Source organism: Paenibacillus sp. J31R30 (assembly GCF_059692115.1).
This window is the reverse complement of record NZ_JCAUAV010000001.1, coordinates 774,846-787,271: the sequence shown is the minus strand read 5'-3', so window position 1 is coordinate 787,271 and position 12,426 is coordinate 774,846. Positions and strand designations below refer to the sequence as shown.

The 12,426-nt window shown below is 46.3% G+C and carries 10 protein-coding genes; 6 read left to right on the top strand and 4 right to left on the bottom strand.

Annotated features, from left to right (window positions below; all coding sequences use genetic code 11):
* Window positions 1-117 precede the first annotated feature (117 nt).
* Complete coding sequence (locus AC58QO_RS02635) at window positions 118-1,218, top strand: glycosyltransferase (RefSeq protein ID WP_497263749.1); 1,101 nt, start codon at window positions 118-120, stop codon at window positions 1,216-1,218.
* 52 nt (window positions 1,219-1,270) lie between these two features.
* Here the strand turns inward: AC58QO_RS02635 and AC58QO_RS02630 are convergent, their stop codons facing one another.
* From AC58QO_RS02630 to AC58QO_RS02620, 3 genes are all read right to left on the bottom strand, one after another.
* Window positions 1,271-2,230, bottom strand: coding sequence for a glycosyltransferase family 4 protein (locus AC58QO_RS02630; RefSeq protein ID WP_497263748.1), 960 nt, complete (start codon window positions 2,228-2,230; stop codon window positions 1,271-1,273).
* A gap of 34 nt (window positions 2,231-2,264) precedes the next feature.
* Complete coding sequence (locus AC58QO_RS02625; RefSeq protein WP_497263747.1) at window positions 2,265-3,104, bottom strand: glycosyltransferase family 2 protein; 840 nt, start codon at window positions 3,102-3,104, stop codon at window positions 2,265-2,267.
* Window positions 3,105-3,254: 150 nt separating this feature from the next.
* Window positions 3,255-4,094, bottom strand: a complete 840-nt coding sequence (locus tag AC58QO_RS02620) for a phytanoyl-CoA dioxygenase family protein (protein ID WP_497263746.1) — start codon at window positions 4,092-4,094, stop codon at window positions 3,255-3,257.
* A gap of 130 nt (window positions 4,095-4,224) precedes the next feature.
* On the opposite strand from AC58QO_RS02620, the gene AC58QO_RS02615 reads away from it, so the two are divergent.
* The 3 genes from AC58QO_RS02615 to AC58QO_RS02605 all read left to right on the top strand — a co-directional run bounded on the left by AC58QO_RS02615 (window position 4,225) and on the right by AC58QO_RS02605 (window position 7,101).
* Window positions 4,225-5,019 carry an AraC family transcriptional regulator gene (locus tag AC58QO_RS02615; protein WP_497263745.1) on the top strand — a complete coding sequence of 265 codons (795 nt, stop codon included), beginning with the start codon at window positions 4,225-4,227 and terminating at the stop codon, window positions 5,017-5,019.
* Between the two features lie 88 nt (window positions 5,020-5,107).
* Window positions 5,108-6,259 carry an MFS transporter gene (locus AC58QO_RS02610; RefSeq protein ID WP_497263744.1) on the top strand — a complete coding sequence of 384 codons (1,152 nt, stop codon included), beginning with the start codon at window positions 5,108-5,110 and terminating at the stop codon, window positions 6,257-6,259.
* A 50-nt stretch (window positions 6,260-6,309) separates the two neighbouring features.
* Window positions 6,310-7,101: a 3'-5' exonuclease gene (locus AC58QO_RS02605; protein WP_497263743.1), complete on the top strand. Its 792-nt coding sequence runs from the start codon at window positions 6,310-6,312 to the stop codon at window positions 7,099-7,101.
* A 97-nt stretch (window positions 7,102-7,198) separates the two neighbouring features.
* Here AC58QO_RS02605 and AC58QO_RS02600 read toward each other — a convergent pair whose 3' ends face one another.
* Complete coding sequence (locus tag AC58QO_RS02600) at window positions 7,199-7,573, bottom strand: IDEAL domain-containing protein (RefSeq protein ID WP_497263742.1); 375 nt, start codon at window positions 7,571-7,573, stop codon at window positions 7,199-7,201.
* A gap of 221 nt (window positions 7,574-7,794) precedes the next feature.
* Here AC58QO_RS02600 and AC58QO_RS02595 point away from each other — a divergent pair, with 221 nt between their 5' ends.
* Together AC58QO_RS02595 and AC58QO_RS02590 are read left to right on the top strand one after the other, a co-directional pair.
* Window positions 7,795-9,351 carry a hypothetical protein gene (locus tag AC58QO_RS02595; protein WP_497263741.1) on the top strand — a complete coding sequence of 519 codons (1,557 nt, stop codon included), beginning with the start codon at window positions 7,795-7,797 and terminating at the stop codon, window positions 9,349-9,351.
* Window positions 9,348-12,314: a DEAD/DEAH box helicase gene (locus AC58QO_RS02590; protein WP_497263740.1), complete on the top strand. Its 2,967-nt coding sequence runs from the start codon at window positions 9,348-9,350 to the stop codon at window positions 12,312-12,314. Before AC58QO_RS02595 ends, AC58QO_RS02590 begins: the two co-directional genes overlap by 4 nt.
* Window positions 12,315-12,426 lie beyond the last annotated feature (112 nt).

The following is a 12,426-nucleotide window of genomic DNA, read 5'->3' as shown; positions in this document are numbered from 1 at the left end:
TATTCCGTCAAAGGAATTTTGGTTCGATATAACATGCCGTGCCCTCTTATAAAAACTATGAATAGTTTAGAAAGACCACGTTGGATTTTATCCTTATAAAGAAAGCGAGTGAACACTTTGATCACGATAAGTCTTTGCATGATCGTTAAAAATGAGGAGAAAACACTTCGACCTTGTTTATCTTCCGTTGCCAGAGCGGTTGACGAGATCATCATTGTTGATACCGGTTCAACCGACCAAACAAAATCGATCGCAAGTTCCTTTACAGATCGCATCTACGATTTCAAATGGATAGATGACTTCTCAGCTGCGCGTAACTTTGCTTTCAGTCAAGCTACAAAGGAATACATTTTATGGTTAGATGCGGATGATATTTTGAAGGAAGAGGATTGTAACAAACTCTTAGCGATAAAAGCAGATCTAGAGCCTTCCGTCGATTCGGTAACGATGTTTTATAATTATGCGTTTGATGAATTTGGCAACCCGATTTCCAGGTTTAAGCGCAATCGGTTGGTGAAACGGGAGAATCAGTTCAAATGGATTGGAGCGATCCATGAATATTTGGAGGTCAGTGGGAATATTTTGGACTCTGACATTACCGTTACGCATTGCAGAATCCATACGAAGAGCGACAGGAATCTGAAAATATTTCAGAATAGACTGATGCGAGGAGAGCTGTTCACGCCCAGGGATCTCTATTATTACGCGAATGAATTAAAAGATCATAGTAAGTTTAGCAAAGCAATCATTTATTACAATAAATTCCTCACAACTAGAAAAGGTTGGATAGAAGATGAAATCTCCTCCTGCAGCAGGCTAGCCGATTGTTACCATGAACTAGGCAACAGTGAAATGGAACTCCAATCCGTATTCCGATCCTTACAGTATGATAGTCCACGTGCCGAGTTCTGCTGTCGTCTAGGGTATTATTTTCTAACTCGTAAGCAATTCGCACCAGCCGTGTTTTGGTATAACTTAGCTACAGAATTAAACGTACCTACACACAATTGGGGATTCTCTAATCCCAAATTTTCTACTTGGCTGCCACATCTACAACTCTGTGTTTGTTATGACAATCTAGGACAATACGCTAATGCTTATAAGCACAATGAAATTGCCCGCAGCTACAGACCCAAAGACCAGAGTATACTGCATAATAAAAAGTACCTTGAGTCCGTTCTGAACATATCGGAAAGCTCCGAAACCACAGAAATATAAAACAGCGGCTGCGCCTTATGTTACGAGGCGCAGCCACTGCTTTTCGTTAGTATCAACTTTCTTCCTCAATGATGTTACGGTAGATTTCGAGATATTTGTCTGTCATCGTGCTTGTCGTAAAATGCTCCAGCACATATTCGCGGAGCTCGAGGGGATCAGGTAATGTCACATGCATCAATTTATCCGCCATCTCTTGAACTGAACGGCATATCAATTGGGGAAAACCGCTCATAACCTCAGGTACAGATCCATTGGGTAAGGCCAACACAGGTGTACCACATGCCATAGCTTCAGTCATGACGAGCCCAAAGGGTTCCTCAACCAATGTCGGAAATAACATGCATCTGGCATGCTTCAATAAATCTTGACGAGCTTGCCCTCCGACTTCACCGACATATTGAATAGATGGATTCGACATGGTTTTGGAGAGAATCTCCTTATGGAAATATTCATGATCATAGACGGGGCCAGCAATGATTAACTTTTGGCCCGCTCGCTCTGCCGCTTCAATCGCATGATGAACGCCTTTGTAAGGAATGATGGCTCCAATGAAAAGAAGATAGTCAGCCTTTTGATCAGAGAATTGAAATTCATCTGGGTTTAGCCCGTTATAAACTACGTGATCTTGAGGGCTGCCGAACAAGTCCCTGTGTCTTTTACTCAAATATACGGCATGCTTAACCGGATTGGTTAATGGATTATGGATCGTACAGACGGTTGGTACCGCGAGTTTCTTCTGGCCGACAACAGAAAGCTGTGTATGGTCATGAATGATATCGACCCCTTGAGGCAATGTTAACTTAACAAAGCTAGGAATTTGCCACATGTCATGCCCCTCGTGTAAATAAGGGATCAGCTTCCCGCGGATCTGACTTCCAAACGGAGCATATAGAAAGACTTCATGACCGCGATCTACAAGTTCCTCTGCCAACGTAAAAACAACTCGTTCTATGCCGCCGTATTTTACGGGTGGAACGGGAAGATAATCGGGACTTATCAGCACAATCCTCATTCCTTTTCCCTCCTACATAATTTCCAATGAAATGTTACTTCTTACTAATTGGTATATAGTGTCGTTTTATTCGGAAAGGCTTTTCACGTTCCACAAGCTCTGAAGGATTGTATCCAAATTGATCCAGCTCTAAACCGGTCATACCCAACGACCATTTTCTGGCGAAACGTTCTGCATTCATGTAGGCGCTAGCTGAATAATTGGTTTTGTTCGATTGGAACGTGCTTCCGCCATAATGATGAACATAAACGTCATTCGCTACCCACAGTATTTGACCGCTGATACGGGCTCGTAAACAGAAATCATCATCTTCATAATTCCCTGGGAAAAACCTTTCGTCCAACCCACCTATTTTGGTTATAAGATCTTTATGAAATAGCATGCAATGCCCGATTAGTTTATGAGGGAAGAAGCCCTGATCTTTATGCTGAAGTGACCAATGGAAGGCGAATACGTCCATTTCCGCAGAGGACTTATAGGGAACATTATAGACGAGCTGCGCCCATGCAACATTGTTGGAACGCGGCCCTACGATAGCGATGTTTGGGTCCTTCTGAAGGCATCCCAGTAAACGTGTCAACCAACCTTCGGTAACAACCGTATCGTTGTTAAGCAAGCAAATATATTCACCGTCCGCTTCTGCGATCCCTTGGTTGTTTCCAGCCGCAAACCCCTTATTTTCTTGATTGCATATGAGTTTAGAGGAAGGGATTGTTTGTAAATACGCTAGGGTTCCATCCGACGAGCCATTGTCTACAAACACAAACTGAATCCTTATATTGTCGTCGGCATGACGCAAAATACTCTCTACGCACTCTTTCGTAAATTTCAATCCGTTCCATGTAAGCATGACTATTGAAATAAGCGAAGACATCAAGGTTCCCCCTTTCGACTCAACAAAAGATCCTATTATTCATATTCATTCGATAGTCGTATGGTGTAGGCTCCATTGGACTTCTTCTTCCAGATATATGGATATGAAAAAAGTCCCCTTTCCATTATCGGAAAGAGGACCCCTTAACAACTAACATTCTGCTCCACTCATTTCGTTTGTAAAAAAGCGCTTATACTCTTTCGGTGTTAGTTTGACAGCAGATTCACCTACATAATGAAACTGTAAGGCACGACGTTTCTTGGTTGATAGATTATAAGGTGTTCCATGCTTGAGTAAACCGTGGAACATAAGTATACCTCCAGGCAATAAAGGTACAGCAACATCTTTCTCTACTTGTACATGAGAATCACACAGCTGCCAGTCACGTATCGCGTAATGAGGCGTTGCCCCATCAGCATGAGAGCCAGGGATGACATGCATACAACCATTATCCAGTGCAGCTTCATCTAAGGCGATCCAAACCCCAACAACGGCTTTCTCATATGCCAAGTTGCCGTATGCCATATCTTGATGCCATGGCTTCTCCCCTCCACCATGAGGAGGTTTTAGTAAAGCCATATTCTGTACTAGCCGCGGTGTTTCACCTAGAATATCTCGCACCATGGCTAGAATGGCAGGATGCTCCGCAATCATACGCAAGCGTTCTTCGACTTGAACGAAATCGTTGAGCTTTCGTATCGCGTTCTCAAGCTCTTCCTCCGTTTTCAATTCACTCCTCGGTTTCGTGAACTGAATCTGCGCACCCTTATCATCTTTGAAAATCAGATCAAACAGCGCCTCTTTCGAGCGTTCAATTTCTTCTTCATTTAATACATGCTCAACCGCCATGAAACCATCTCTTCGATAACTGTCAAGATGCTCCTCATTCCAATTGGCAACACCGTCAATTTTATCTGCGATTCGCTCGTAACGATAAAGCTTTACTGAAATTTCTTCTGGCGATAGGGAATCTGCTTCTATTTTTGCCATTTCGGACAACCCCTTCGTTTAAATTATTCGACTATTTATATCTTTATTATAGAAACAGGAGATGGTACTATAAATGCATTAAACCACATTAGTATTTGCACTATTTTACATATATGGAGTTGATATATTCATGTTTGCTTTTTCAACACAGGAGCTTATGCTAACCCCTTACTTCGGTAAAGTCCATTGTGAAGTGAACTGGAAATGGAGCCGCGAAAACGAGCCCTTCAAAGACTTCGACATCTGGTATGTATGGGATGGTGAAGGTGAGGTCACCTTAAATAGCAAACGTTACCACGTTAGATCTGGAGACTGTTTCCTATTTAAACCCGGAGATCTAACCAGTGCTAAACATAATCCAGAACACCCGCTTACAGTAACGTTCATTCACTTCACTGCGGAAGGGGATCATACACGCCCGCTATCGTTGCCATCCTTTGTTCATTTCGATCCCGCAGAGTTCCATGAGTCCTATCTAGACCGTTTTGTTCTAATGCGTCTGACGGAGGCTTATGGACACGAGGAAGAAGCGCAGGCGCTGCTTAGGCTGATTCTTTTGCTATTTGAACGTCAAGCGCCTGCACATCAACCTTTAAATGATCCTGCAAGACGCTCGCTGAACCGCGTGATGATGGATATCGCGGCGAACATTAGGCAAGATCCAAAGCGACAGTATCGTATTCAAGATCTGGCCAAAGAAGCGCATCTTTCTCCGCGTTATTTCTCGCTAAAGTTCAAAGAAATTATGGGCCAAACGATTGAATCGTATCTCATTCAGAAGAGAATTGAACGCGCCACCTATTTGCTGAAGCTCGGTATGAATGTGAGTGAAGTCGCGGAAGCTCTAGGCTACCGCAGCATTTATTTCTTTAGCCGACAGTTCAAAAAAGTGACAGGTACGAACCCTTCAGAGATCCGATCGTGAACATTTATTTTTGCATCTTTCACACATCGTGGTAAAATGTACATTTACGACAGCTTCAGGCTAGTTCATCATGGAAGGTTAGGTCAGCATGAATTCATCCAATTTATTACGATCATTTAACTTTATGTATTTTGCTTTACTCGCACTTTTCGTTTCATTTCTGCCGGTTTATCTAGATGCACAGGGACTTTCCACATCACGGATTGGTCTTATCATCGGTACCGGAGGTTTTATCGCGATCTTTTCGCAGCCATTATGGGGCATGATTAGCGATCGGACGAAAACTATCAAAAAAGTCATGCTAGTCCTTCTATTCTGTTCGACAATCATAGGATTTCTGCTGTATGACTCCAAAAGCTTTATCGTCCTTCTCCTATTCACCATGCTGCTTTACTTTTTCTTAATGCCGCTCGATCCATTAACCGAGAGCTTAAATTTCCAGACAGCGGAAGCGGTGGGTACCAGCTATGGTTCAATCCGTACCTTCGGTGCGGTCGGGTATGCCGTAATGTCCTTGATTGTTGGCTATTCAGCGCAATACTTCGGTATTCATAGTTTAGCGTACCTTTTCGGGGGCTTCGGCATTATCAGTTTGATTATTTGTCTCGCCTTACCTGACGCGCCAGTGACTGGGAAGCCGATCTCGCTACGAAGTCTACGAAATTTCTTAGGTAATAGAGAGACGATTTGGTTCATGGTGCTGATCTTTATTTGCGCAGTTCCGCAACGGATCAACGACACATTCCTTGGTGTTTATATCCGTGAATTGGGCGGCAGCAATCATCTGGTTGGAATCGCCTGGTTTTTGGCTGCGGGGAGTGAAATTCTGGTCTTTGCACTTAGCTTCTGGTGGCTTCGCAAAGGCAAAGAATTAGCGCTTATTTCGATTGCTGCCCTGTGTTATTTCTTGCGCTTCTTTATCAGCGCTTGGGTGACGGATCCGCATGTACTCGTCGCGATCCAACTCCTTCAAACCTTTACATTCCCTATCTTCTACTCTGCGGCGATTCAGTATTTATATCAAATCGTCCCGGAAGAATGGCGTGCAACTGGACAAACGGTTCTAGCCATTATCTTCTTCGGAATCTCAGGAATTGTCGCTTCTTATCTGGGAGGATGGTTCTATCAAGCATTTGGCGGACAGCAGCTATATATGTGGGTATCGGTAATGTCGTTCTCTGGATTTATATTTAGCTTAGTGCTGCGTGCCGGTTATCGGAAACAGAAGCTGGCAACCTAAGCATTTTCTGCTAAAATGATAGGATAGAGATGAAACGGGGGCCCCACAACATGGATTACATTATATTAGACATCGAATTTAACGGCCGGAAGTTTGCCAGTGATTTACCGATGGAGGTTATTGAGATTGGCGCTGTTCGATTAGACGCATCTCTAAGACAAATAGATGAATTTTCAGCTTTGATTAAGCCGGTCTATTTCTCTAAACTGAACGCTTTTATTAAGAAGAAAACAGGGATTCCCCAAGAAGATATCGATGAAGCCGCGGGCTTCCGCAAGGTAATTACTGATTTTTTGACCTGGCTAAGTGCAAGCGAGGAACTCCTGCTAGTCACATGGGGCGGCGAAGATTTGAAACGGATCGTGTTTGATACGCGCATGCATAAGCTTGATGATGCTTATTGGATGGCCGCCAACTACTTCGATTTACTGAAGGGGTTTACTCGCTTTAAAAAGGTAACCAATGACGTCAGCGTTGAAGCCGCACTTGTAGATCTTAATATCGTGGCTGAGGGCTCTGCACACAGAGCTTTGGACGATGCTCGAATGACCGCAGAAGTATTCCGCGCGATCTTCAACGATTTGGATTTTGATCGCAAACAGCAATACGTGGATATGTACACGAATGCCAAAGAGCGCAGATTGATCAAAACCGCCGTAAAAACTATTACGACACAAAAAGTTGTTCCCACCTGGGAGCTGTTTGTCGAGAAGTATTTCGCTGATAAAATTGAGGCGGCTGACGCGAAAAAGATCGCCGAAATGCAGACGCTTTTCGCCGCGGAAGTGGCAAAGGGTGTGCCTGCAGCAAAACCCAAAGGAAATACTGCTGCTTCGCAATAGGTTTTAAGTTCCAAGCTATTAAACACAAAAAAGCCAATCTACCGTCTACACTTGCTGAGCAAGGAAACGTGTATATTGGCTTTTTTTATTTCAACCATTACAATTGATCCACGCCTAGACGGTTTGGGTAAGAACCCATGATCACTTTGTCTTTGGTAGTCTTGGATTCGTTAGACTGCAGAGATAGCAGCGTCGTCGAAAGCTCTAAGAACCACTGTTCATCTCTGACCGATAAGGCAAGATCGATCAAGCTGCGCACGCCAGCTTCTGTATCCAACCCACTGATTGGTAATGGCTTCACCGTGGAGAGTTTCACTTCGATCTGATGTCCAATGATTTCATCTTGATCAGAAGCAATGACATGTACGAAGGCGATACCATGCTGCCAAGCGATCGCTTCCACATACCCATGAACCAACTCATCTTCACTTGTTGTTGCGACAATCCAATCACTAATTGCAACGTTCAACATACGCCTCGCCACCTTCACTAGAAATGTTCATCTTACTGTAATTATAATTATTACAGTATCCATTGTCAAGTGTCATTCACTTAGCACTCCAAGTTCATAGTGAGCTGTACGGCAATTTGATCAGCAACATATGAATTGTCCTTATAAAATTTACAAGTTGATCTCAACATTTTATAATAGAGACATATGTTCTTATCGTAAGTATCCAAAGGAGTCTACTCATGTCTTCCACACCCGTTCTGAATGATGACCAATGGTCGAAATTACTCGAATATGTGGCTGAAACGTATAACGAAGTTACGCTAAGTCGAGGCTTTCATTTCTATAAACAACAGATGGTAACGTCTCTAATTATTTCTTCTGAGATTAAGAAGGTTAACGCCGTTGTGGAAGAGTTTGGCGAGAAGTGTATGGTTGGGATTGACCTCAATCAGTTAAAAGCGAGCTCCTGCACCTGCCCTGTAAAAATGGCCTGCAAACATGTGGCCGCAGCCTTGATGGAGCTAGCAGATCGACAAGGTTATCCGGCATCCCAAATCATGAATGCCAAAATGGCGTTGAAACGAGTCGCTGCGCAAGCCTCCAACGTGTCAACACTTACGCAACTGCCTGGATTGACCGTAGATGGCTGGCACAAATTTATGGAGCATTACACCTATCACCTCAAACCTTCTTTCGATCAATGGAATTATGTAGAGTTGCTGCGAGGGCAATTCGCCAATCTCAAGCGAACAGCAATTCCGTTGTCCGAAACAGATCAGTTTTATTTCGATTTTCATCAGCGGCTGTTCATCCTCCGCAAAATTATCGAGCAGAACGCACAAGCAGGCGTCACGTTCTATACAGCTGCAACCGTTTATCATTTGAGTGATGAGCTGGATGATTGGCTGAAGGAAACAGTACGAGCATTGGATGGCGGGCGGAATGGTGAAAGATTAACACAGACTTTCGCTTATCTTCGAGAACAAATGGCCATCGAGTCGCCGAAGAAACTGCACCACTTTCGGGTATTTTCGACGTTCTGGGCTTTCGGGGTGGCGAGCGAAGCAAGCCTGACGGCTTCAGAATTAGCTGCTTTCGAAGCGATGGACGCCGCGGAGCTCTCTCTTTCACTGTGCGCAGGACGAGCCTTCCTATATCTTCACCAATCGAAGTCAGATGAAGCTTGGCGTGCGATTACGTCACATGCTTCCTTCAAGGATGCTCCATCGCTTCTGCTCATCCCCTTCCTTGCCTATCTGGAATATGTTCAGAACTGGTATGAGATTGTACATTGGCTGGGAAGATTAAGTTCGTTCTATAGCGGCAAAAGACATCACGACATCGAATCCTACGCCGCATATTGGAAAATCGCGATTGCTCACGTGCCAGATGCAGATGACCAGATGTGGGCGTCCTTTATGGAACTACTACCCGCCACCTATCGCATCATCGAGACGTTCTATTATGAGCAACGCAAATGGAAGCCATGGATCGAGATGCAAATCGCGCAGGGTTACGATCCTTTCACGCACCGAGTGAATGTGCTTCAACCGATTGAGAAGGAGTCACCTGAGCTACTACTCCCTTACTATCATCAAGCTGTGGAACACTATATTCGGCTTAAAAACCGTCATGATTACAAATCCGCAGTGCGTCTGCTGAAACGTCTAGAAAAAGTATATAAAAAAATGAAGCAACCCGAACGCTGGGAAGCATTCTTCACCCGATTCGTCAGTCGGTTTAGCAGGCTGCGCGCCTTGCAGGAAGAATTGAAGAAAGGGAAGCTGCTGGAATGACCACCAAATTGCATGAAATGTCGTTATGTATGTCGCTAACGGATAGCGGAGATGCCTTGTTATGGGGGTTCAAGGATGGCAGAGAAGTCTCTGGCGACCACTTCCGTAAGCTATTATTCACCTGGCATGCCCCCTCCCTCTACGGTACATTGTTGGAGACACAACAAGCTGGTGATCTAGCAGTAACCATTCTCCCTGTAGAACAGGTACTCCCTTTCTTTGCAGATCCGAACTTCATGGACATTGTGAGCTGGGAGATGGGCACGGAATCCGCGCAACAAATGCTGCGTGCAGCCCCTCTTCTCTATGAAGCCGCTCAGAAAGGACAGTATGTTCCGAGCTATGAGGATTTCCGCAATGGTCAGTTAATTTGGACGTGGGATCGCAGCTCAGAAGAACTTGCTGAAGTCGATTGGTCCATGTTAGAGAGTAAGGATGACCTAGGTGACGGCTTAAAGGGATTACGTGCGGCGTTCTCCGCGACAGTCGTAGAAGCTCATTATGCGGATGATGCCGCTATGGCGGACTTGCGCCGAGATTATCCGGCCTTATTTTCGGTTAATCGCAAGTCAAACACAGCTGAGGATTCTCCCGCGGCTTTTACGGAAAATGAATGGCTATCCGCCATGGGATGGCGTCCAGACCTAGCACCTTTCCGCCCAGCGCTGCAGTTGCTTGAGCCTGATGAATTCGAAGATGAGTGGCGGCTGCGACTCGTCCTGCAGGATAAACAAGACAGCACCCTGCTCACCCCGATTCGCTTGCATGTGGATGGAACAGCTTCAGGCGCTTGGGCATCTGAGTGGACGCCATTTGTCGTAGAGCGTGCCCCCGGTTGGGTAACGCGCTTACTAGAAGCCCTACCTCGCATGGCGGATGACGGTGAACTGCTCGCTCATCCAATGAGCGATGACTCGGCTTGGACGTTCCTGACCAAGGATAGCCGCATTTTGCTGGAGGATGGTTGGAACGTCATGCTGCCAGCTTGGTGGGAAGCAGCTGCCAAACGAAAGCCTCGTCTGAGCGCTAAAGTCGCTGCAGAAGCTGGCGGAGGCGCTGGTGGCGGCGGTAAGAGCGAGTCCTTGTTTGGTATGAATTCTCTCGTCAACTTCGATTGGCGGATTGCTATCGGTGATTCCGAATTAAGCGAAGCGGAGTTCAACAGTCTGCTTAGCCGTAATGAACGACTTATTCGTTTCCGTGGGCAATGGATCTATTTGGACCCTGCCTTCTTAGATCAAATTCGCAAATTGATGGATAGCATCGATCCGGCTGAGGGCTTGTCTCTGCAAGATATTTTCCAGCTGCATTTATTGAGTGAGTTAGAAAAAGATAAGGTAAAGTCATCATGGGATGGTGAAACTCCCGAGGAGTTGGACTATGAAGAAGAAGCTCGCTTGCAGCTAGAGGTTGAGCTGAATGAGCATCTGATGGGTATGATTCGGAAGCTGGGACAGCCATCCGATCTTGAACTCATCCCCGTGCCGCAAGGGTTGCGCGCTGAGCTTCGCGGTTATCAGCATCAAGGGTTTACTTGGCTGAGCTACCTGCGTAAGTTCGGGCTTGGCGCATGCTTAGCCGATGATATGGGACTTGGCAAAACCGTCCAATTCATTACCTATTTACTGCATCACAAACCGGTTTCTGAGCAGCCTTCTCTACTGATTTGTCCTACTTCCGTGCTTGGCAACTGGCAGAAGGAGCTTGCACGCTTCGCTCCCCAGCTTAACGTCATGCTGCACTACGGGAAGGGTCGATTGAGCGGAGGTGCGTTGGATGATGCTTTGCAGGGCGTAGATATTGTCCTCACTTCCTACACGACAGCACTCATGGATCAAGAAACACTTCAGCCTTACACATGGAGCTCTCTCTGTTTGGACGAGGCCCAGAATATCAAAAACGCTCAAAACAAACAATCCGCCGCAATTCGCTCGCTGAACGCCGTTCATCGCATAGCCCTTACGGGTACGCCAATTGAGAATCGATTATCAGAGCTGTGGTCGATCTATGATTTCCTGAATCCGGGTTACCTTGGGAACCAGCGCGGCTTCCAAATTCGCTTCGCGAATCCCATTGAGAAGCATCAGGATGCGGAACGTACCTCGCAGCTTCAACAGTTGGTTAAACCATTCATGCTGCGCCGCAAAAAGAAAGATCCCGCCATCCAGCTCGATTTGCCAGACAAGCTGGAAATGAAGGTCTACATCAACTTGACGGCAGAGCAAGGCGCGATGTATGAGCAGACCGTCAAGGATCTGATGCAGCGGATGCAAAAGCTAGAGGGCATGGAGCGCAAAGGCGCGATCCTTGGCGCTTTGACACAGCTGAAGCAGCTGTGTGATCATCCGATGCTGCTCACGAAGGAAGCGGAGCTGGCTGAGGAAATGATGCAAAGCGAGGATGGGCGCGAAGCGCTTGTGCAGCGCTCCGCGAAGCTGGAGCGGCTTGTTGCGATGGTCGATGAGCTCCGCGACGAGGGCGATTCGTGTTTGATCTTCACGCAGTATGTGGGCATGGGCCGCATGCTGGCGGATGTGCTCTCGAAGCAGCGCGGAGAGCCGGTGTTCTACCTCAACGGGAGCACGCCGAAGCAAGAGCGCGACCGCATGATTGAACGGTTCCAAGCCGCCGATGGCGAGGGACCGAATATTTTTGTGCTGTCGCTGAAAGCCGGCGGCGTCGGGTTGAACTTGACCGCGGCGAACCACGTGTTCCACTTCGACCGTTGGTGGAATCCCGCGGTCGAGAACCAGGCGACCGACCGCGCCTACCGGATGGGCCAAACGAGGAACGTGCAGGTCCATAAGTTCATCTCGCTCGGCACATTGGAAGAGCGGATCGACGAGATGCTCGAGAGCAAAATGAGCCTCAGCGACAACGTCATCTCCTCCTCCGAAGGCTGGATTACGGAGCTTTCGAATGATGAACTGCAGGATTTGTTTACGCTGCGGAAGTCTTGGTAGCAGTTAAAAAGAAGGGCAGTCGCAATGTAGTTGTTCTACATGGGCTGCCCTTTGTTGTGTTGACTCTATTGCCACGATCCCCCTCGCTCAGGCCAGCCTGAGTCGATGCATA

Excerpts from the sequence above, each read along its gene's own strand:
- AC58QO_RS02630 (WP_497263748.1), bottom strand. The coding sequence starts at position 2,230 with ATGAGGATTGTGCTGATAAGTCCCGATTATCTTCCCGTTCCACCCGTA.
- AC58QO_RS02625 (WP_497263747.1), bottom strand. The coding sequence starts at position 3,104 with ATGTCTTCGCTTATTTCAATAGTCATGCTTACATGGAACGGATTGAAA.
- AC58QO_RS02620 (WP_497263746.1), bottom strand. The coding sequence starts at position 4,094 with ATGGCAAAAATAGAAGCAGATTCCCTATCGCCAGAAGAAATTTCAGTA.
- AC58QO_RS02615 (WP_497263745.1), top strand. The coding sequence starts at position 4,225 with ATGTTTGCTTTTTCAACACAGGAGCTTATGCTAACCCCTTACTTCGGT.
- AC58QO_RS02610 (WP_497263744.1), top strand. The coding sequence starts at position 5,108 with ATGAATTCATCCAATTTATTACGATCATTTAACTTTATGTATTTTGCT.
- AC58QO_RS02605 (WP_497263743.1), top strand. The coding sequence starts at position 6,310 with ATGGATTACATTATATTAGACATCGAATTTAACGGCCGGAAGTTTGCC.
- AC58QO_RS02600 (WP_497263742.1), bottom strand. The coding sequence starts at position 7,573 with ATGTTGAACGTTGCAATTAGTGATTGGATTGTCGCAACAACAAGTGAA.
- AC58QO_RS02595 (WP_497263741.1), top strand. The coding sequence starts at position 7,795 with ATGTCTTCCACACCCGTTCTGAATGATGACCAATGGTCGAAATTACTC.
- AC58QO_RS02590 (WP_497263740.1), top strand. The coding sequence starts at position 9,348 with ATGACCACCAAATTGCATGAAATGTCGTTATGTATGTCGCTAACGGAT.